The sequence below is a fragment of the Sphingomonas bacterium genome (assembly GCF_028292945.1).
Taxonomy (GTDB): domain Bacteria; phylum Pseudomonadota; class Alphaproteobacteria; order Sphingomonadales; family Sphingomonadaceae; genus Sphingomonas.
The window spans coordinates 28,089-47,027 of record NZ_JAQGLJ010000001.1 but is presented as its reverse complement, the minus strand read 5'-3'; the positions used below and the strand labels follow the sequence as shown (position 1 = coordinate 47,027).

20 protein-coding genes are annotated in these 18,939 nt (G+C 68.6%); 10 read left to right on the top strand and 10 right to left on the bottom strand.

What is annotated here, in order from left to right; translation table 11 throughout:
* Positions 1 to 573: 573 nt before the first annotated feature.
* Complete coding sequence (locus JWN21_RS00220) at positions 574 to 1,029, bottom strand: GNAT family N-acetyltransferase (RefSeq protein ID WP_299645370.1); 456 nt, start codon at positions 1,027 to 1,029, stop codon at positions 574 to 576.
* Between the two features lies 1 nt (position 1,030).
* Positions 1,031 to 2,017, bottom strand: a complete 987-nt coding sequence (locus JWN21_RS00215; RefSeq protein ID WP_299645375.1) for a nitronate monooxygenase — start codon at positions 2,015 to 2,017, stop codon at positions 1,031 to 1,033.
* Positions 2,018 to 2,302: 285 nt separating this feature from the next.
* Here JWN21_RS00215 and JWN21_RS00210 point away from each other — a divergent pair, with 285 nt between their 5' ends.
* Positions 2,303 to 3,589, top strand: coding sequence for an MFS transporter (locus JWN21_RS00210; protein WP_299645374.1), 1,287 nt, complete (start codon positions 2,303 to 2,305; stop codon positions 3,587 to 3,589).
* Here the strand turns inward: JWN21_RS00210 and JWN21_RS00205 are convergent.
* Positions 3,562 to 4,830 (bottom strand): aspartate kinase, encoded by a 1,269-nt coding sequence (locus JWN21_RS00205; RefSeq protein ID WP_299645369.1) that lies wholly within the window; start codon positions 4,828 to 4,830, stop codon positions 3,562 to 3,564. The genes JWN21_RS00210 and JWN21_RS00205 overlap by 28 nt on opposite strands.
* Before the next feature lie 56 nt (positions 4,831 to 4,886).
* On the opposite strand from JWN21_RS00205, the gene ubiG reads away from it, so the two are divergent.
* The gene (gene ubiG, locus JWN21_RS00200) at positions 4,887 to 5,603 is read left to right on the top strand and encodes a bifunctional 2-polyprenyl-6-hydroxyphenol methylase/3-demethylubiquinol 3-O-methyltransferase UbiG (protein WP_299645373.1); all 717 of its coding nucleotides are present in this window, start codon (positions 4,887 to 4,889) and stop codon (positions 5,601 to 5,603) included.
* 102 nt (positions 5,604 to 5,705) lie between these two features.
* On the opposite strand, the gene JWN21_RS00195 is transcribed toward ubiG, so the two are convergent.
* From JWN21_RS00195 to JWN21_RS00185, 3 genes are read right to left on the bottom strand one after another with little or no spacing between them, the layout of a single operon-like run.
* Entirely contained in the window at positions 5,706 to 6,875 is a 1,170-nt protein-coding gene (locus tag JWN21_RS00195) for a glycosyltransferase (protein WP_299645368.1), read from the bottom strand.
* A gap of 16 nt (positions 6,876 to 6,891) precedes the next feature.
* A complete protein-coding gene (locus tag JWN21_RS00190) occupies positions 6,892 to 7,401 on the bottom strand; it encodes a DUF2141 domain-containing protein (RefSeq protein WP_299645372.1) in 510 nt (169 codons plus the stop codon).
* On the bottom strand, positions 7,401 to 8,333 hold the full coding sequence (locus JWN21_RS00185) for a hypothetical protein (RefSeq protein WP_299645367.1): 933 nt from the start codon (positions 8,331 to 8,333) through the stop codon (positions 7,401 to 7,403). Before JWN21_RS00185 ends, JWN21_RS00190 begins: the two co-directional genes overlap by 1 nt.
* A gap of 91 nt (positions 8,334 to 8,424) precedes the next feature.
* Between JWN21_RS00185 and JWN21_RS00180 the strand changes: the two genes are divergently transcribed.
* Positions 8,425 to 9,498 carry a glycosyltransferase gene (locus JWN21_RS00180; RefSeq protein ID WP_299645366.1) on the top strand — a complete coding sequence of 358 codons (1,074 nt, stop codon included), beginning with the start codon at positions 8,425 to 8,427 and terminating at the stop codon, positions 9,496 to 9,498.
* 79 nt (positions 9,499 to 9,577) lie between these two features.
* Here JWN21_RS00180 and JWN21_RS00175 read toward each other — a convergent pair whose 3' ends face one another.
* Genes JWN21_RS00175 through JWN21_RS00160 form a run of 4 tightly spaced genes read right to left on the bottom strand, consistent with a single transcriptional unit; the run spans position 9,578 to position 13,360 of the window.
* Complete coding sequence (locus tag JWN21_RS00175) at positions 9,578 to 10,687, bottom strand: AI-2E family transporter (RefSeq protein WP_299645365.1); 1,110 nt, start codon at positions 10,685 to 10,687, stop codon at positions 9,578 to 9,580.
* Entirely contained in the window at positions 10,684 to 11,631 is a 948-nt protein-coding gene (lepB, locus tag JWN21_RS00170) for a signal peptidase I (protein ID WP_299645364.1), read from the bottom strand. Before lepB ends, JWN21_RS00175 begins: the two co-directional genes overlap by 4 nt.
* A complete protein-coding gene (gene acpS / locus JWN21_RS00165) occupies positions 11,628 to 12,041 on the bottom strand; it encodes a holo-ACP synthase (protein WP_299645363.1) in 414 nt (137 codons plus the stop codon). The genes lepB and acpS overlap by 4 nt, the downstream gene beginning before the upstream one ends.
* Positions 12,038 to 13,360, bottom strand: coding sequence for a PepSY domain-containing protein (locus tag JWN21_RS00160; RefSeq protein WP_299645362.1), 1,323 nt, complete (start codon positions 13,358 to 13,360; stop codon positions 12,038 to 12,040). Before JWN21_RS00160 ends, acpS begins: the two co-directional genes overlap by 4 nt.
* A 69-nt stretch (positions 13,361 to 13,429) precedes the next feature.
* Here JWN21_RS00160 and JWN21_RS00155 point away from each other — a divergent pair, with 69 nt between their 5' ends.
* The 7 genes from JWN21_RS00155 (at position 13,430) to JWN21_RS00125 (ending at position 18,841) form a co-directional block, all read left to right on the top strand.
* The gene (locus JWN21_RS00155) at positions 13,430 to 14,584 is read left to right on the top strand and encodes an acyltransferase family protein (RefSeq protein WP_367182884.1); all 1,155 of its coding nucleotides are present in this window, start codon (positions 13,430 to 13,432) and stop codon (positions 14,582 to 14,584) included.
* Positions 14,581 to 15,501 (top strand): isoaspartyl peptidase/L-asparaginase family protein, encoded by a 921-nt coding sequence (locus tag JWN21_RS00150; RefSeq protein ID WP_299645361.1) that lies wholly within the window; start codon positions 14,581 to 14,583, stop codon positions 15,499 to 15,501. The genes JWN21_RS00155 and JWN21_RS00150 overlap by 4 nt, the downstream gene beginning before the upstream one ends.
* 10 nt (positions 15,502 to 15,511) lie before the next feature.
* Entirely contained in the window at positions 15,512 to 16,360 is an 849-nt protein-coding gene (locus JWN21_RS00145) for a S1/P1 nuclease (protein WP_299645360.1), read from the top strand.
* Positions 16,361 to 16,560: 200 nt separating this feature from the next.
* Positions 16,561 to 16,935, top strand: a complete 375-nt coding sequence (locus JWN21_RS00140) for a TIGR02281 family clan AA aspartic protease (protein WP_299645359.1) — start codon at positions 16,561 to 16,563, stop codon at positions 16,933 to 16,935.
* Between the two features lie 183 nt (positions 16,936 to 17,118).
* A complete protein-coding gene (locus tag JWN21_RS00135) occupies positions 17,119 to 18,015 on the top strand; it encodes a DMT family transporter (protein ID WP_299645358.1) in 897 nt (298 codons plus the stop codon).
* Positions 18,012 to 18,488 carry a GNAT family N-acetyltransferase gene (locus JWN21_RS00130; protein WP_299645357.1) on the top strand — a complete coding sequence of 159 codons (477 nt, stop codon included), beginning with the start codon at positions 18,012 to 18,014 and terminating at the stop codon, positions 18,486 to 18,488. The genes JWN21_RS00135 and JWN21_RS00130 overlap by 4 nt, the downstream gene beginning before the upstream one ends.
* Entirely contained in the window at positions 18,488 to 18,841 is a 354-nt protein-coding gene (locus JWN21_RS00125; RefSeq protein WP_299645356.1) for a TfoX/Sxy family protein, read from the top strand. Before JWN21_RS00130 ends, JWN21_RS00125 begins: the two co-directional genes overlap by 1 nt.
* The last annotated feature ends 98 nt before the right edge of the window (positions 18,842 to 18,939 follow it).

Below are 18,939 nucleotides of genomic sequence, written 5' to 3'. Positions count from 1 at the left end.
CCGGGGTTCGGGTATGACGAGAACGCGGACCGGCGGAGTTGGGCGGCGATGCAGGGGTTCTTGCGGGAGCTGTTCGTCTAAGGTGCGAATGTCAGCCTGCGGTCCGGCGGCAAATCAGTGGCCGACTACATTCGAAGGCGAAGGCGACGCTTTGCTCGCTCCCACCACGATAACGCACCGTCGACATAGGGTAATCCGCCCAACCGTGCGGCAGGCTGATCTGCGAATACGAGGCTCAGTATTCCTTTCGTTAGGGTGTCAGGGGCGGCAATTACGGCCGAGCTGGAATCTTGAACTGCCTCATCGATAAACACAGTGACGATCGTGCGCTTGCGCGCACTATTATATGGTCCGCTGTCCACTCCAACTCACCTGGTACATAAGCATCTGAAGCCCCTGAAGCTTCGAGGATGACGGTCGAGCGAGGCGGAACGTTAAACTCCTCCGCCCAGGGCTCAAGCCAGATCAGCAGCGTGCCAGGTCCCGGATTTGAGAGGCCCACCGGCCATCGGCGTTCGTCATAGGGTGAGCATTCCGGATCGGACCGCTGTTCGCAAATGTGTGGTCTCAGCCCTACAAGACTATGGTCATGAACCGGTTGTGCGCGCTCTCCGGATAGCCGCCGAATGCCGGGCCATCCTCGAACCCTGCCGCCTCGTACAGCCGGTTGGCGGCGTCGTAACTCGGCGCGGTGCCCGTCTCTAGGCTCAGTCGCGTGTACCTGTCGGTGCGCGCCACCTCGATAAGGTACGTTAGCAGCGCACGCCCGACTCCACGTCGCACGGCGGCGGGCGCGGTGCGCATCGACTTCACCTCCACATGCCCCGCCTCGAGCCGCCGCAGCGCCGCCATGCCGAGCAGCGTAGCGCCATCCCAAGCCGTCCAGAAACGCACATCCCCGGCGCGCAGCCCGTCCACATCGAGCGCGTGCGCGTTCTCGCGCGGGGTCGATCCGAGCGCCTCGTCGCGATGGAGCCGCAGCAGCGCCTGCACGTCCGGATGATCAAGACCGCCGGCGCGGATCTCCATCTCAGGCCGCGCGCCGCTCCAGCGCGGTCGCGGCCTGGCCCATCAGCTCGGCGATGATCGCGGCGAGCGGCTCCTCCTTCGTCACCATGCCGACCGACTGCCCGGCCATTACCGAGCCATGCTCGACATCGCCGTCGATCACCGCGCGACGCAGCGCGCCGGCCCAGTAATGTTCGATCTGCAGCTGCGCCTCGCTCATCACCACGCGGCCCTCGTCGAGATGCCCCGCCACCTCGCGCTGCTTGGCGGTGAACAGTTCGCCGCCGGCGTTCTTCAGCGCGCGGACGGGGATGACGGGCAGGCGCGGGTCGAGCTGCACGCTCGCCACCGCGTCGCGCGCGCTGGCGCGGATGAACGCCTGCTTGAACTTCGGATGCGCGATCGACTCGGTGGCGCAGACGAAGCGCGTGCCGAGCTGGACGCCGGCTGCGCCCATGTCGAGATAGCCCGCGATCGCCTCGCCGCGGCCGATGCCGCCGGCGACGAACACGGGGACCTGCTCGGCGACTTCCGGCAGGATCTCCTGCGCCAGCACGCTGGTCGAGACCGGGCCGATATGCCCGCCGGCCTCCATCCCCTCGACCACCAGCGCGTCGACGCCCGAGCGGATCAGCTTCTTGGCGAGGCTGAGCGCGGGCGCGAAGCAGATCACCTTCGCGCCCGTCGCCTTGATCGCCTCCAGCGAACCTTTGGGCGGCAGTCCCCCTGCGAGCACGACATGGCCAACGCGGCGCCGCCCGCACACCTCGATCAGCGCCATCAGATCGGGGTGCATGGTGATCAGGTTGACCCCGAACGGCCGTTGCGTGAGCGCCTTGGTGGCGGCGATCTCGCGGTCGAGCAGCTCGACCGTCATCGCCCCGCACGCCAGCACGCCGAACGCGCCCGCTTCCGACATCGCGGCGACCAGGTTGCGCTCGCTGACCCACGACATCGCCCCGCCCATGATCGCCCATTCGGAGCCGAGGAACGCAGCCCCGCGCGCCATGCGGCGGTGAAGGCGGTACCCCCCTGTAATCGGGTCCAAGTTGGTCGCGGTGAGCGTGTCGGTCATGCCGCACGCTATCGCGCGCGCCTGCCGCCCGGGCAAGCCATCGTGTCCTGGCGCGATCTTTGGCTGTCGTACAAGGGCCGGCCTGTGCCAGACATCGCCCGATATGGCGTGCCGATCCACCTCTTCCTGTTCCCGGCCGGCGTCGGAAATCCTCGCGGGAGGCGATTTCGACGGGAGGGGATCGTCAGGGTCGTCAACTTCCACGCGATCGAGCGCGCGATGACTCTGCCCGGCTCGAACACGCGCATCCGCCGCCGATCGATGGCGCTGGCGGCGTTCTCGACGGTGGTCGAATGGTATGATTTTACCATCTACCTCTATCTCGCCACCGTGATGGCGCGCGTCTTCTATGGCGGCGGCGAGCTGTCGCTGGCGGCGACGCTGGGCGGGTTCGCGCTTGCCTATCTCATGCGACCGCTGGGCGCGCTCGCGTTCGGGCAGTTCGGCGACCGGCACGGCCGGCGTGCGACGCTCCTGCTGTCGATGGCGCTGATGACGGTGGCGATGCTGACAACCGCGCTGCTGCCAACCTATGCGCAGATCGGCGCGGCGGCGGGGTGGCTGCTGCTGGCGTTGCGCTGCGTGATGGCGTTCGCGGTGGGCGGCGAATATACCGGCGTCGTCGCCTATCTGCTGGAGGGCGCACCGGCGCACCGGCGGGGCTTCGTCACCTCGCTCGCGGCGGCGGCAAGCGAGGTCGGTGGGCTGCTGGCGGTCGCGGTATCGGCGGTGACGGTCGCATCGATGAGTCAGGCGAGCCTCGACGGCTGGGGCTGGCGCATCCCGTTCCTGATCGGTGCCGGTCTGGCGATCGTCGTCTGGATTGCGCGGCAATCGATGGAGGAGTCGCCCGACTTCCTGGGCCAGCGCGAGGCCGGCACGGTGCCCGCCAACCCGTTGAAATACACGCTGACCAACCACCGCGCCGCGATCGGTCGCGGCTTTGCGATCTCCGCGCTGGGTTCGATCACCTATTATGTCGGCATCACCTATGTGCCCGCCTTCCTGACCACGGTCGGCAAGCTGGCCGAAGCGGACGCGCTGTGGCTGGCGACGGCGGCGGCGGTGGTGGTGATCGCGGTGACGCCGCTGGTCGGCTGGTTGTCCGACCGCGTCGGCCGGCGCCCGGTGCTGGTCGTGCTGGCGGTCCTCGGCGCCGCGCTGCCGCTCGCGATGTTCGCGTGGATGGCGGGCGGGGCAGGGTGGCAGATCGTGGCGGGCGCGCTCGTCCTCGCGGGGCTGGCCGGCGCGGTGAGCGCGGTCGGCGCGGTGGCGACCGCCGAGCAGTTCCCCGGGGAGGGCCGGCTCAGCGGTCTGGCGTTGGGCGCGACCACCGCGACCGCGATCTTCGGCGGCCTCACCCCGCTGCTCGCGCACCTGCTGACGCAGCGCACAGGCTGGGCCGCCGCGCCCGGCGCGATGATCGCAGTGGTGGCGATCGGCGTGCTGCCGGTGCTGTGGTGGCTGCCGCGAAGAGGCTACGCCGCCTCCGCGTCCAGCCCATAGGCCGTGTGCAGCACCCGCACGGCGAGCTCGGTCTCGTCTTCGTCGATCAGCACCGAGACCTTGATCTCGCTGGTCGAGATCGCCTGGACGTTGATCCCGCGCAGGCCGAGCGTGGTGAACATCGTCGCCGCGACGCCCGCGTGGCTTCGCATGCCGACGCCGACGACGCTGATCTTTGCCACGCGGGAGTCGTGGACGACCTCGTCGAAGCCGATCGTCGCCTTGCCCCCGTCCAACACCGACAAACTATGGGCGAGATCGGCGGCGGGAACGGTGAACGTCACGTCCGTGGATCCGCCCTCACTGCCCTTCGACCGATGCGCGACGTTCTGGATGATCATGTCGACGTTGATCCCCGCGTCGGCGAGCGGCGCGAATATCGCCGCCACCGCGCCTGGCTTGTCGGGGACGCTGGTGAGCGTGATCTTGGCCTCGTTCTTGTCGTGCGCGATGCCGGTGATGAGCTGGCGTTCCACGGTATCAACCTCCTCTTCACTCACTATCATCGTACCCGGCAGCGTGTCCGCCATCGGCGCGTCCGGCCCGGTGAAGGAGGACAGCACCTGCACGCGCACGCCCTCCTTCATCGCCAGCCCCACCGAGCGCGTCTGCAACACCTTTGCGCCGACGCTGGCGAGCTCCAGCATCTCTTCATAGGTCACCTTGGCGAGCTTGCGCGCGCGCGGGACGATGCGCGGGTCGGTGGTGTAGACGCCGTCGACATCGGTGTAGATGTCGCAGCGCTCCGCCTTCAGCGCGGCCGCGATCGCCACCGCCGACGTGTCGGAGCCGCCGCGCCCCAGCGTCGTGATGCGGCCATCGGCGGTGCCCTGAAAGCCGGGGATCACGGCGACCTCGCCGTTGTCCAGAGAACGCGCGAGCGCGGCGGTGTCGATCGCGCCGATCCGCGCCTTGGCGAAAGCGCCCGACGTGTGGATAGGAAGCTGCCAGCCAAGCCAGGACCGTGCCGGCACGCCCAGCGCCTGCAACGTGATCGCCAGCAGCCCGCTGGTCACCTGCTCGCCCGACGAGACGACGACGTCATACTCGCGCGGATCGTACAACGCCGACGCCTCGCGGCAGAAGCCGACCAGCCGATCGGTCTCGCCCGCCATCGCGGACACCACGACGACGACCTGCGCGCCGGCATCGACTTCGCGTTTCACGCGCGCGGCAACGGCGCGGATCCGCTCGATCCCTGCCATCGACGTGCCGCCGAACTTCATCACAATACGGGCCATGAGCGGCGGCAATCCCCTTGGGAGCGGTGGGGCAGGCTGTTAGGGGAACCCATATGATGGACGCAAGCACGGTGGATGCGCGCGAGGCGGCGCATTTTGGCGCGATGGCGGCTGAATGGTGGGATCCGACCGGCTCGTCGGCGATGCTGCATCGGCTCAACCCGCCGCGTTTGACTTATCTACGCGCGCGGATCGATGCGCATTGGGGCGGCGACGCGGCGAGCTTCACCCCGCTGGCGGGCAAGCGCGCGCTGGACATGGGATGCGGCGCGGGGCTGCTCGCCGAACCGCTGGCGCGGATGGGTGCGGCCGTGACGGGGGTCGATGCGTCGGCCGAGGTGATCGCGGTGGCGCGCGCGCATGCCGGTTCGCTGGCGATCGATTACCGCGTCGGGGGGGTCGAGGCGGTGGCGGGCGAGCGGTTCGACCTCGTCACCTCACTGGAGGTGATCGAGCATGTCGTCGATCCCGGTGTGTTCGTTCATGGCTTGGCAGCCGCGCTGGCGCCCGGTGGACTACTGGTGCTGTCCACGCCCAACCGGACGCCGCTGTCGCGGCTGGCGATGATCACGCTGGCGGAGGGAACCGGACGCATCCCGCGCGGCACGCATGATCATGCCAAGTTCCTGACCCCTGACGAATTGACGCGGTTGCTTGACGGCGCGGGGCTCCGCGTGACCGACGTGCAAGGCTTGGCGTTTTCGCCGGGGCGCGGGTTCCACCTGTCGGACTCGACCGCACTCGACTATTTCGTGACGGCGGTGGGTAGCTGACCTCAAATCCTTGCTGGGGACATCGGCTCGATGCAGCGAGCTGTTTTGGGCGGAGGCGACACGACGTGGGTACCGGGTGCGGCAGGTAGGCCGCTGGCGGCTTTATACACGCTTGGCGGCGATCACGCCTTCATAGTGAGCGACCAGCGCCTCTGCATGATCCTCGTCCGAACGGACGCGGGCGGCGGCGTCGGCGGCAGCCGTGCGCATCGCCGTCTGATCACGCGCGAAGAACCGGATGATCGCTTCGGCGCATGAGACGACATCCTTGGCGCGGAAGCTCTCCGCGTAGGCGGGCGCCGACGCCTCGAACGCGCCACCTTCGTCCGGCACGATCATCGGTGCGCCGCTCGCCAGCGCTTCATAGGCGACCAGCCCGAATGGCTCCGCCGAAGCGCCGTGGATCAGCGCGTCCGTCGACGCCATGATGCGCGCCAGGCGTGACCGGTCGTAGACGGGGCGGAACAGGCGGATGTGCGGGCTGTCGCCGACGTGCTTCTCCAGCATCTTCGTCGCCAGCCCTTGCCCGAACAGCACCAGCCCGATCGGCAGCGTCGCACCGGCGCGCTGCACCGCGTCGATCACCAGCGGCCATTGCTTCTCGCGATGATGCCGGCCGATGCCGAGCAACAGATGCGCGCTCGGCGGCAGGTCGCACTGGGCGAGCAACTCGGCACGCACCGCCGGGTCTCGCAACGTCGGAGAGAAATGCCGGCGCTCGATGCCCAGCGTCATCGCCGCGTCGACCCGCACGTGGCGCGCGCGCAGCCGCCTTGCGAGCGCCGGCCCGTTCGTCAGCACCGTGTCGAACCGCGCTAGAAACCGCGTCATGTAGCGGTCGTACCAGCCAAACGCGCGCTCGATCCGCTCGCCCGACGCGAACCGCTCGAGGTAGATCTTGGGATAGGCCTCCAAGTTGTCGCCGTGGAAGAAATAGGATTTCATTGCCCGCCCCGGCCAGTCCGCGACGATCCACGCCGGGCGCCACGGCGAGCTGCATTCCACCACATCCGGGTCGAAGCGGTCGAGCAGCGCATGGATCGGCGCGGCATCCCAGAACAGACCGTAGTTCTTGTCGAACGGCATGCCTGGCGAGCGGCGGTAGACGATGCGCCCGCCACCGGGCCGCTCCTCCTCGCTGTCCTCCCTGCCCGGTGCCACGACGATCAACTCGTGACCGCGTTGCGCGAGGATGCTCATCTTGCGGTCGAGGTAGGTGCGCACGCCGCCACCGGTCGGCGAGTAGAACTCGTTGACGTCCACGATCTTCATGGCACGATCCGCACGATCAGTTCTTGACCGGCCCGAACCCGCTCAGCCCGCGCAGATACTGGGGCTGGATCGTTACGCTTCTGACTCCCATCGGAACGTCGACGAGCGCCTGCGTCAGCTTGGGTCGCGAGCGGCCGATCTTCTTTGGCGATACGAACCCGGCGCCGTCCGACCAGAAGCTGAACTTGTTCTTGCCGTCGCGATTGTGTGTGAGCAGCAGCGCATAGCGGCCGGGCCGGGGCACGCGCACGCACATCTGCATGTCTCCCTGCAACGGCGTGGGCACGCGCACCCGGCGGAACAGCTTGCCCTCCCTCAGCAAGTCCCGGTCGTCCTTGAGGAAATCCTCTTCGGTGCCGGGATACAATTCCAGCTTCAGTTCGCCCTTGCGATCCTTCAATCCGATGACGGAGACGAGGATCGCCGGCACGCCCGTGGTGCAGGCGGCGGCGTCCTCGCCCAGCACCTGTGCCTGTGCCGGCCCGGCGAGCGCCAGCAACAACAGGGCGGGAACGACATGGCGGATCACCAGGGTTTCCTCTTGGTCACGAGACCGTGAAGGGCGAAGATCAGCAGCAGCACGCCGTTCGCCGCGATCGTGAGCGCGGCGAAGATGGCGATCAACTGCTTGATCGCATCATGCTGGCCGATCAGCAGGGCCGCGAAGGTGAAGAACGAGATCTCCTTCTGCGTCGTCGACAGCAGCGGCAGTCGCGATACCAGCAGGCGCCCCGCGGCAAGGAACAGCCACATGCTCGCCGACACGGCCGGCAGTGCATAATGCCAGGCAAGCGCAGTGAAGGTCGAACTGGCGATCACCCGCGCGCAGTGCACGCCGAAGACCTCCCAGAGCTGCCGCCGCGCCAGCGAGAAGACCCGGCGCGAGAAGATGACGAACAGCAGCGATACGCCGATCAGGATCACCGTCGACCACATGACGGTGCGCCATTGTTCCGGCGACAGCAGCTCCCGGCTGAGCGGCAGCGCCGCTGCCAGCATCAGCAGGGTCAGGACATTGCCCGCCATCGCGGACAGGATCGACACATCCTTGATCGCGCCGAACGGCGCCGCCACGAAGCTGGCCCGCTGCCGCGCCCAGCTGTAGAAATAAGCCTCACCCGAATAGCTGACGACGAGATCGTTCGCGATCCGCTTCTTGATCAGCGCGACCAGCCCACTCAGCGGAATGCCCCATAGCCGCCGGAAGATCAGGTAGTCCGCCACGGGCAAGGCCATGTAGAACGCGGCGAAGCACAGCCAGAAACGCGGATCGGTCGGAACCGCGCTGGTGATGCCGGACAGTCCCTTGCCTAGAAGTGCGTTCGCCAACCCGCCGATCATCGCCACCGTCAGGCCCGCGCCGATGATCGCCGGCCAGCGCGACCGCACCGACGGCAACGGCTCCACTCCGGCGAGCGCCGCGCCGGGCGGGATGGTCTCGGAAGCGAGCGGGATCATGGGGGGTGTGAACGGTTCTTCGGGGGAAGCGACGGCGCTTGCCCGCGAAATAAGGTGCTGATGTGACGGCTTTGCGCGTAGCGAATGCGCGATGCCGGCGGCACACATCCTGACCTATGCGCGCGACCTGCGCGGCGGTGGCGTGGAACGCGCGCTGCTGCGGCTGGCGGACGGGTGGACCGCAGCGGGACGCCGCGTGACGCTGGTATTGGGTGACGCGGGCGGACCGCTGGCCACCGCATTGCCGGCAGCGGTGGAAGTGGTGGAGATCGGCGATACCTCCATGCGGCGGCTGTTGGGCGCAGTGCCCTTGGACGTTCGGGCGCGGCGACCCGACCTGATCTTTTGCCCAGGTAATCATTACACCAGTGTCGCCGCCTGGACGAGGGCGCGGCTAGGCGGAGCATGTCCACCGATCGTCGCCAAGATGTCCAACGCCGTCCGTCGCGGCGATCATGGCGCGGTGCTCGACGCCGCGCATCGCGCATGGCTGCGGCTGCACGCGCGCTTCTTCGATCACCTCGTCGCGATGACGCCGGCGACGGCGGCGGAAGCGGCGCGCGCGACGGGCATGACCGGGCGGACGAGCGTGATCCCCAATCCACCGCCCATGCAGGCACTCCACGCGGAACGGCTGCCGCTCCCGGACGGCCCATTCATTCTCGGTGTCGGCAGGCTGGCGCGGCAGAAGCGCTGGGACCGGCTGATCGCGGCGATGCCGGCGCTGGCGGGTGTGCCGGTCGTCGTCCTGGGAGAGGGTGACGAGCGCGGGTCGTTGTTGGCCCAGGCAACGGCGCTCGGCGTCGCGGAGCGGCTGCACCTGCCGGGCCATGCCGCCGATCCGCTTGCGGCGATGGCGAGAGCGGCGGTGCTGGCGCTGCCATCGGATTTCGAGGGTGCGCCCGGCGTGCTGCGGGAGGCGCTGTCGGTCGGCACACCGGTGGTGGCGACGGACTCGAGCCCGTCGGTACGCGAGATCGTGTGGGATCGAACGCTTGGCACAGTCGTCGCGCGCGACGATGCGGCGGGGCTGGTCGCGGCGCTGCGCTGGTGGCTGACAGCGGCGCGGCCGGAGCCGGTTCCGATGCCGGGCAAGGATGCGGCGGCGCGTTATCTGGCGCTGTTCGACAGGCTGGTAGATGGCGCCGCTTGTCAGTCACCCTGAACTTGTTTCAGGGTCCGCGCGCATCGTCTCGGTCCCGCATGGATGCTGACACGAGTTCGGCATGACGAAGCTTGGAGGGTCAGCCGGAGGATTGCCGCGTGCCTCGGGCACTCTGCTCTCCGACCCTCTCGTCTTCCTTCTCCGCGCGCCGTTCGAGCGCGACCTTGACCATCGCCACGAATGCGTCCGCCAGCGCCAGCCCGATCAGCCCGAGCAGTCCGCTCGCCAGGATCTGCGCGCCCAGGGTGAGGGCGGGCGGCATGTCCACCGTCTTCTGAGCGACGAGAGGGGAGAAGACATAGCCGTCGAGCCCCTGCACGACGACATAGGTACCGATCGCCCACAGTCCCGCGTCGCCGCTCGCGCTGAACCCCACCGCCACCATCAACACACCGCTGACGAACGCGCCGATATTCGGAACGAATGCCAGCACGCCGGTGATGATCCCCAGCAGCGCCGCCAGCGGCACCCCGCCGATCGCCAACGCTATCCAGGTCAGCACGCCCTGCGCCACCATGGCGAGCAGCTTGCCCGCCAGCAGCCGGCGCAGCGTGAAGCCCATGCGGTCCAAAGTCAGCGCGAACTCAACGCGATTTGCGCGTGGGATCATCCACTGGACGCCGCGCTCGTAGACGCGCGGCTCCATCGCGAAGAACAGGCCCAGGACCAGGATGAAGAACAAGGTCGTGATCGCGCCCAGCGCCGAGCCGACCCAGCTGGTCAGGCGACCGACCGACGACAGGGCCTGCCGCGCGACGCCGCTGATGTCGGACGCGGCGGGCATCAGCCCCTGGCTGGTCAGATAGGTGGTGAAGCGCACCGCCTGCCCCTCGAGCGTCGTGCGCAGCTGCTCGACCTGCTGCACGATGCCGACGCCCATCAAGTAGAAGGTGCCGACCAGGAACGCGATCACGCCGAGCACGACGATCAGCAGGCGCCAGCTGCGCGCGATCGCCAGGTAGCGGCCGAGCAGGCGCACGCCGCCATCGAACATCACACCCAATATGATACCCGCGCCGATCACCATCAGCGGCTGCACCAGCAGCACCGCCAGCGCGATCAGCAGGCCCGCACCGAACCAGACCTTGACCTTCTTCAGCTCCTGCCGGACCAGCGGATCGCGGACTTCGTTCGGGCTGGCGCCGGGTTCGACGAAGCTTGGCGACTGGATGTCGGCTTCTGGGCTCATTTCGTCTCCTCGGCATGGAGCGACGTGCCCGCCCGCCCGCCGCGCAGCGAGGTAAACCAGCTGATCGGATTGAGGCTGGTGGTGCCATCGAGCGAGAAGGTGATGAATTCCGCGCGGCCGCCGATATTCTCATAGGGCACCGGCCCGCCCAGGCCCTGGTCGTCGAGGCCAAAGCGGCTGTCGGCCGAACGGTCGCGATTGTCGCCCATCAGGAACACGTGGTTGGCGGGGATGCGGATCGGTCCGAAATTGTCGCCGGTGCTGTTCGGCTCCAGATCGACCGTGTCATAGCGGCGTCCGTTGGGCAGCGTCTCCGTGACGACCGGCAGGTGACAGACCTGGCTGCCGCCTACCAGGCGCACGGCGCCTGGATAGTCGGTGCAGGGGCTGTTCGCATCGACGGGCAGGTCGACATAGCGCATCGGGCCACGCGGCACCGGCTTGCCGTTCAGGATCAGCACGCCGCCGCGAACCTCCAGCGTGTCGCCGGGCAGGCCGACCACACGCTTGATATAGTCGTTGCGCGTCCCCGGCGGCGTCACGATGACCACATCGCCGCGTGTCGGCACCCGGCCCAGGATGCGCCCGGCGGTGAAGGGCAGCCCCACCGTCCAGCCCTCGCCCGGCTGGCGCAGCACGGCACTGCGAAAGATCGCGGCGGGATTGGGGATGGTCGGCGACACGAACGACCAGCCGTACGCGAACTTCGTCACCACCAGCCGGTCGCCGACCAGCATGCCGGGCAGCATCGACTCCGACGGGATATAGAAGGGCTTGGCGATGAACGAGTGAAAGCCGAGCACCACCAGCAGCAGCCAGAAGATGCCCTTGATCTCGCCCCACCAGTCGGTGCCGCGCCGCGCCTCGTCGATCTTGGCCGGCTGATCGTCCGGCGTGGCCGTCTGAACCTCGGGAACGGCGGCGTCAGAAGCCGTGGGAGTCATGGAGCGGAGCCTTCGGGAAGTGCTTCGATCACCACGAAAGCCTGCGCCCAGGGATGATCGTCGGTCATGGTCAGATGGACGTGCGCGACGTGGCCGCGTGGCGTGATCGCGTCAAGCCTCGCCGCAGCCCCGCCCGTCAGCGCGAGCGTCGGTTGCCCCGACGCCGCATTGACGACGCCGATGTCGCGCATGAACACGCCACGCCGGAACCCGGTGCCGACCGCCTTTGAGAACGCCTCCTTGGCGGCGAAGCGCTTGGCCAGCGTGCCCGCTTTCGTGAACGGACGCCGTCCCGCGCGCGCGCGTTCGGCGGCGGTGAACACGCGCTCCTCGAAGCGCGCGCCGAACCGGTCCAGCGAGGCCTGGATACGCTCGATACTGCACAGGTCGGAGCCGAGGCCGATGATCATGGCCGGTTCCGGACCGGTGCAGCGCGAAGGCCCAGCCAGGCCGCCGTGGCGGGAACGCGGCGCAGCACCAGCCATTCGAGCAGCAGCACGGCCGTCAGCGAGATCGCCACCATCGGCAGCAGGACGCACAGCGCAACGATGATGGCGGTCACGCCGCGCAGGTGCTGCGTGCCCGGCACGGGTGGCGCGCCGAGCAAGCCGGCAGGACGGCGCCGCCGCCATAGCAGAAAGCTGGTGACGACCAGCGCTAGCAGTGCCGCCGCGGTCACCACTCCGACGAGTTGATTGACCCAGCCGAACAGCTGCCCCTCGTGCCAACTGATCCCGTAGTTCACCAGCCGGTCTATCGGGTGCTTGTCGGCAAAGCCGGTGCGGCTCAGCTCCCGTCCGCTGGCGGCATCGATCGTGATCGATCGCTGCAGCGTGCGGTTCTGCGCCTCCGACTTCACCACCCAGCCGGGCGAGGGCGAGCCACGCGCGTCCGTTACCCCGGGCGGTCTGATCAGCGCGGGAAAGGCAAGCCGTTCCGCCCGTGCCAGCGCCACCATTGCGGGCAGTCGCTCGAGCGGTGCGCGAAGCGGCGAGGTGACGGCCATGGCGTGGTGATCGTGGTCGGCATGGCTCGCCGCCGCACCAGTCTTCCAGTCGGGCGCGTCCTTGACCAAGCCGAACCCGGCGCGCACCGTCGTGAACGCGCTGCCCCATATCCCTGCCCAGGGCAGGCCGGATACCAGCAGGATAAGTGCCAGCCCCGCGACCCAGAAGCCGGTCACGGCATGCAGGTCGCGAAGACCGGCGCGCGCGCGGGGCCAGATCACGCCCGCGAGCCCCCTGCCTCTGGGCCACCACAGATACAGGCCGGTGACGATCATCACGATCGCCCAGCTTGCCGCGAGTTCGACCAGCCAGTCGCCCATGCGTCCGATCAGCAGATTGCCGTGCAGCCGCGATACCACCGCGCTGATCCGCGCCTCCGGATCGAGGCTGCCGAGCACACGGCCGCTGGGCGAGACGAACACGTCGCGCATCCCTCCCTGGGCAAGCGCCAGGTGGATAAGGGCCGCGTCGCCGACACGCTCTGGCACGCGATAGCTGTCGACACGCGCGCCCGGGAAGTCGGCCAGGGCCGCATCGACCTGTGCAACCGGCGACCCCGGTGCGGGCGGGAGATCGCGCCAGGCGCGCTCCTCCCACCGATCGATCTGCGGCTTGAACAGATATATCGCGCCGGTGACCGACAGCAGCAGCACGAAAGGCATGACGAACAGCCCGGCATAGAAGTGCCAGCGCCAGACGGAGCGATAAAGGCCTGCGTTCATCCCATTGCCGCGCTAGGTGATCGGAGGCGATGAAGGAAGAGTCATCGGCTGGGTGAGGGAGGACGTGCGATGACGACGATCGATCGCCATTACGGCCTGGACTGGTTGCGGATCGGCGCGTTCGGCGTGCTGATCCTGTACCACGTCGGCATGGTGTTCGTGCCGTGGGACTTCCATGTCAAGCTGCCGGGCGCGGACTGGGTCGCGATCCCGATGATCGCGTCGAGCGCGTGGCGGCTGACCTTGCTGTTCGTCGTGTCGGGCTATGCCAGCCGCGCGCTGTTCTCGCGCAGCGCAGGACCCGGCCCCTTCGCGCGCGACCGGTCGCTGCGCCTGTTGGTCCCGCTGCTGTTCGGCATGGCCTTGATCCTGCCGCCGCAGCCCTGGGTCGAGCTGGTCGTGAAACACGGCTATCAGCAGACGTTCGGCCGGTTCTGGCTGCGCGACTATTACGACTTCAAGAATGTTTCCGGCGTGGACATGCCGACCTGGAACCACCTGTGGTTCGTCGCTTACCTGTGGGTCTACACGCTGCTGCTTGCGCTGGCGTTGGTCCTGACCCCCGCGAGACTTCGGGCGGCGGCACAGCGCGGCTATGACCTGCTGTTCGCGGGCGTCCTCTCGCTGCTGATCCCCGCGTTGTTTATGGTGGCGGTCAAGGCGTGGTGGTTCGTCGGCGAGCGCGAGACGCACGGGCTCATCGACGACGGCGTGGCGCATGCGAGCTACCTGCCGGCCTTTCTGTTCGGATGGGGACTGGCGGGCAGCCCCCAAGTGCTGGCGAGCTCGCGGCGGTGGTGGCCGGCGGCGCTTGTAGTCGCGCTTGTCGCCTATGCCCTCGCCGCCTCGATCGAGTATCGGTGGCCCGGCAAGCAGATCGCGACGCCCCCCTGGGGCACGATCTTTTCGGTCGCTTATGGCGTGCAGGGCTGGGCGGCGGTAGCGGCGCTGATCGGGATCGCCGACCGGTTCTGGAACCGTGACCACCCGGTTCGGGCGACGCTGACGGAGGCGGTGTTCCCCTTCTACATCATCCACCAGACGATCATCGTCGTGGTCGCCTATTGGCTGATCGTGGCGACCGACCTGCCCTCCGGCGTCGATTTCGTGATCCTGGTCACGGCAACGGCGGCGGGGTGCTGGCTGTTCTACTTCCTCGGCCGCTCGATCGGCTGGCTGCGACCCTTGATCGGGTTGCGGTCACGGGCGAGGGCCGCACCATGAGCTGGACGTTGATGATCCATGGCGGTTCAGGCCAGATCCGTCGCGAGCGGACGAGCGCGGAGGCGGACATCGCCGTGCGCGACGGACTGAGCCGCGCGCTCGACGCCGGCGCGGCGGTGCTGGCCGGCGGCGGTGCGGCGCTGGACGCGGTGGAAGCGGCAGTGCGGGTGCTCGAGGAGGCCGAGCCGTTCAACGCAGGGCGCGGCGCGGCGCTTACCGCGGACGGCACGGCGGAACTCGATGCATCGATCATGGAAGGTCATACGCGCGGTGCCGGTGCCGTCGCGAGGGTGAGCTATACGCGCAGCCCGGTCGCGTTGGCACGCGCCGTGATGGAGCGCAGCCACCACGTCTTCCTCGCCGGGGTCGGCGCGGACGCCTTTTCACGCGACATGGGGATGGAGCAGGTGGGCAACGACTGGTTCGTCACCGACGAGCGTCGCGCCAACCTGGCCGACCTGCTGGCGAAGGGTGCCGACGGGTATGATGTCGACATGAAGTACGGCACCGTCGGCGCGGTGGCGCGGGACATGGACGGTCACCTCGCGGCGGCGACATCGACCGGCGGCGTCACGGGCAAGCGCTGGGGGCGGATCGGCGACACGCCGGTGATCGGCGCGGGCACCTGGGCCGACGATCGCGGCTGCGCGGTTTCCTGCACCGGCGCGGGCGAGTATTTCCTGCGCGTCGGTGTTGCCCACGCGATCGACGTCCGGGTGCGATTGTTGAACGAGCCGATCGAGATCGCGGCGGCGGCGGTGCTGGACGAGGTGACGGCGCTCGGCGGGACCGGCGGGGTGATCGTCGTCGACGCGGACGGGCAGGCGCATTGGCGCTTCACCACGCCGGGCATGAACCGCGGACTCGCGACCAGCGGAGGTGAGCGGCGGGTCGCTTTGTATGCCGACGAGGGCTAAGGCGCTGCCGATGCTCCGCTTTGTCCCGCTCGCCGCGCTGGCTCTCGCCGCGCCCACCCAGGCCTATTGGGAATATGGTCACGAGACGATCGCCCTCGTCGCCATGGCGAACGTCAAGCCGTCGACGGCACGCGCGGTGCGCAGTCTGCTCGCCAACCAGGCGCTGCTCGGCACGCCCGAATGTCCCGCGCGGACGCCGGAAGAGGCGAGCTACTGGGCCGATTGCATCAAGCCGCTAAAGGACGCGGCCGGGCAGCAGCGCTACGGCTATGCCTTCAGCTGGCATTATCAGAATGTCGACGTGTGCAAGCCGTTCGACCTGCAGTCCGCCTGCGCAAAGGGCGACTGCGTGTCGGCGCAGGTGACGCGGCAGGCGGCACGGCTGCGCGACCGGCGGACGTCGCGCAAGGACAAGGTGGAGGCGCTCGCCTTCCTGATCCACTTCGTCGGCGACCTGCATCAGCCGCTCCACGCGGGCGACAAGAGCGATCGCGGCGGCAACGGCCTCGCGGCCGCCTATGGGGTATATGCGCCCCCGCGCTTCAACATCCACTCGGTCTGGGATGGCCCGCTCGCCGAGCGCGCGATCACCAGCGGACCTTCGCTGATCCGCCGCTATCCCGCCGCCGAGCGAGCCCGGATGGGGGCCGGCACGGTCGAGGACTGGAGCCGCGACAGCTGGGCCTTGTCGCGCGACACGGCCTATGCCGGCGCGCTCGGCGGCGATAGCTGCTCGCCCTCGCCCGCAAAGGTGACGCTGAGCGATGCGGCGGTGGCGGCCGCCGTGCCGGCGGCGCGCGAAAGCGTGCGGCGCGGCGGTATCCGGCTGGCGCGCCTGCTGGACGAGGCGCTTTTTTAACCAGCGGGCTTAGCGGCTCGGCAAGGCGGAACTGCTAGCTTGTCGATATGGGCCGGCTCTTCCTGTTCGCCGTCGCGCTGTTCGGCATCGGCATCGCTTTGTCCGGTCGGCCGCAGACGCCTGCAACCCCAAGCCTCGCGAGCGCTACGCTACCTCAACCGCCGGTGGCTGCACCTGTCGCACATCGACCCGGCGAACCCATGCTTGTGCCCGGCCAGTCGGTGGAACTGAAGCGCGCCGGCAACGGCCATTTTCACGCCCCTGTCATGGTCAACGGGCAGCCCGTGACGATGGTGGTCGATACCGGCGCGACCGTCGTGGCGTTGAGCATCGATGACGCTCGGACGTCAGGACTGGCGGTCGACCCGTCGACTTTTGCTGTCGTCGGCACCGGCGCGTCGGGGCCGGTGCGGGGCATTGCAGTGACGCTGGACAGCATCACCTTGGGCGGGCGGCGGGTCGGCCCGGTAGCGGCGGTGGTGCTCGACGGCCTCGACCGATCGCTGTTGGGGCAGTCTTTCCTCGGCAAGCTGGACGAGGTGCGGATCGCGGGTGACACGATGGTGCTACGTTAACCCTCCAAATCCTCGCCATTCATGGGGAGGTGGCAGCCCGCAGGGCTGACGGAGCGGGCTCTCGACGCGCCGGACTCCGCGGCCGCCCGCCCCCTCCGCCACGCGAGCAAACTCGCGCGTCGCCTCCCGTAACGGGGAGGATTGCAGTAGTCCCGCACAGACATACCGGGTAACGCGGCGGGAGTGCGCCCCACCCTCGTCCCCTTTGCTGTCGCGTGCCTGGCGATCGCGATCTTCTGCGTCATGGATGCGCTGATGAAGGAGCTGGGGCTGGCGCTCGGCGCGTACAGCGCGCTGTTGTGGCGCACGGCGGCGGGGATCGTCATCACTGGGTCGTTATGGGCGACGACGCGGCCCGCCTGGCCGGAACCGCGCCTGCTGCGGCTGCATGTCGGGCGCGGGGTGCTGGTCGCCGCGATGGCGAGCCTGTGGTTCCACGCCATCACGCTGGTGCCGCTGGCTGAGGCGATTGCGATCTCGTTCTTCGCGCCGCTGCTGGCGACGTGGTTGGCATCCTTGTTCCTCGGCGAGGCGGTGACGGCGGGTGCGGTGGCGGGGTCCGGGCTGGGCCTGGCGGGGGTCGGCGTGATCGTCGCCGGGCGACTTGGCGCGCCGCATGGTGCCGAAGTTGAGGGGCGCATCGTCGAGGGGATCGTGGCGGTAATCGTGTCGGCGGTGCTGTACGCGATCAACCTCGTCATGCAGCGCCACCAGGCGCAGCAGGCACGGCCGCAGGAGATCGCGTTCTTCCAGACCGGCACCGTTCTGCTCTGCCTGCTGCCGTTCGCGCCGTGGGCGGCGGTGGCGCCTGCGGGCGGGCAATGGCCGCTGCTGGTCGCGGCGGCGCTGTTCGCGAGCGTGTCGCTGCTGCTGCTGTCATGGGCTTACGCGCGGGCGGAGGCACAGGTGCTCGTCACGACAGAATATACCGGCTTCGTGTGGCTGGCGCTGCTCGGCTGGTGGTTCTTCGGCGAGGAACTGACGCTGACGACGCTCGCGGGTGCGACGCTGATCGTCGTCGGCTGCCTGCTCGCGCTGCGTCAGAAGCCGGCCGCCGCGCCCGCAGCGGTGATGTTATGATCATATTGAGACCGGCGGTGGCGGCAGATGTGCCAACCATTCTCCGCTTCGTGCGCGAGCTTGCCGCATTCGAGCGCGAACCCGATGCGGTAGAGGCCTCGGAAGCAGACCTGACCGCGGCGTTGTTCGGGTCGTCGCCCGCAGCCGAAGCGGTGATCGCATCGGACGGCGAACCGGTCGGCTTCGCCTTGTTCTTCCACAACTTTTCGACGTGGTCGGGGCGGCGTGGGCTGTATCTCGAAGACCTGTACGTCACCCCTGCGGCGCGGGGGCGGGGCGTCGGCAAGATGCTGCTGCAGCATTTGGCGGCGATCGCGCTGGACCGTGGCTGCGCGCGGTTCGAATGGTCGGTGCTGGACTGGAACGCCGACGCCATCGCCTTCTACCGGGCGATGGGGGCGGTCGGGCAGGACGACTGGACGGTGCAGCGGGTCAGCGGCGACGCGCTGAGGCAACTGGCCGAGCGGGTCTGATGGCGGCAGACGACGGGCTGGTCGCGTGGGTCGTCGAGGCGATGGCGCCGGCGACGGTGACATCGCGCGCGATGATGGGCGGGCGGACGCTTTACTGCGACGGCATCGTGTTCGCGATCGTCGACGACGATCTGCTGTGGTTGAAGGCCGACAAGGTCAGTGATGCGGAGTGGGACGCGGAAGGCGCGCCGCGCTTCACGTTCCGGATGGGCGAGAAGACCGGCTCGATGAACTACCGTCGCGCGCCCAACGACTGCTACGACGATCCCGACGCGCTCAGGCGCTGGGCGACGCTGGCGCTGGAGGCGGGGATGCGGGCGCCCGCAAAGAGACCTGCCCGCAAGCGCGGCTGATCAGCGCGTGCAGTTACCGACGCTGTCTTTGGACCGGCACTGGTTGCACAGCTCTCCGGTGGTTGGCTTGCCCGACTGCTCGCTATAGTCGCTCGTCG

Coding starts and splice junctions, on each gene's coding strand:
- JWN21_RS00220 (WP_299645370.1), bottom strand. CDS start 1,029: ATGGAGATCCGCGCCGGCGGTCTTGATCATCCGGACGTGCAGGCGCTG.
- JWN21_RS00215 (WP_299645375.1), bottom strand. CDS start 2,017: ATGGCGCGCGGGGCTGCGTTCCTCGGCTCCGAATGGGCGATCATGGGC.
- JWN21_RS00210 (WP_299645374.1), top strand. CDS start 2,303: ATGACTCTGCCCGGCTCGAACACGCGCATCCGCCGCCGATCGATGGCG.
- JWN21_RS00205 (WP_299645369.1), bottom strand. CDS start 4,830: ATGGCCCGTATTGTGATGAAGTTCGGCGGCACGTCGATGGCAGGGATC.
- ubiG (WP_299645373.1), top strand. CDS start 4,887: ATGGACGCAAGCACGGTGGATGCGCGCGAGGCGGCGCATTTTGGCGCG.
- JWN21_RS00195 (WP_299645368.1), bottom strand. CDS start 6,875: ATGAAGATCGTGGACGTCAACGAGTTCTACTCGCCGACCGGTGGCGGC.
- JWN21_RS00185 (WP_299645367.1), bottom strand. CDS start 8,333: ATGATCCCGCTCGCTTCCGAGACCATCCCGCCCGGCGCGGCGCTCGCC.
- JWN21_RS00180 (WP_299645366.1), top strand. CDS start 8,425: ATGCCGGCGGCACACATCCTGACCTATGCGCGCGACCTGCGCGGCGGT.
- JWN21_RS00175 (WP_299645365.1), bottom strand. CDS start 10,687: ATGAGCCCAGAAGCCGACATCCAGTCGCCAAGCTTCGTCGAACCCGGC.
- lepB (WP_299645364.1), bottom strand. CDS start 11,631: ATGACTCCCACGGCTTCTGACGCCGCCGTTCCCGAGGTTCAGACGGCC.
- acpS (WP_299645363.1), bottom strand. CDS start 12,041: ATGATCATCGGCCTCGGCTCCGACCTGTGCAGTATCGAGCGTATCCAG.
- JWN21_RS00160 (WP_299645362.1), bottom strand. CDS start 13,360: ATGAACGCAGGCCTTTATCGCTCCGTCTGGCGCTGGCACTTCTATGCC.
- JWN21_RS00155 (WP_367182884.1), top strand. CDS start 13,430: ATGACGACGATCGATCGCCATTACGGCCTGGACTGGTTGCGGATCGGC.
- JWN21_RS00150 (WP_299645361.1), top strand. CDS start 14,581: ATGAGCTGGACGTTGATGATCCATGGCGGTTCAGGCCAGATCCGTCGC.
- JWN21_RS00145 (WP_299645360.1), top strand. CDS start 15,512: ATGCTCCGCTTTGTCCCGCTCGCCGCGCTGGCTCTCGCCGCGCCCACC.
- JWN21_RS00140 (WP_299645359.1), top strand. CDS start 16,561: ATGCTTGTGCCCGGCCAGTCGGTGGAACTGAAGCGCGCCGGCAACGGC.
- JWN21_RS00130 (WP_299645357.1), top strand. CDS start 18,012: ATGATCATATTGAGACCGGCGGTGGCGGCAGATGTGCCAACCATTCTC.
- JWN21_RS00125 (WP_299645356.1), top strand. CDS start 18,488: ATGGCGGCAGACGACGGGCTGGTCGCGTGGGTCGTCGAGGCGATGGCG.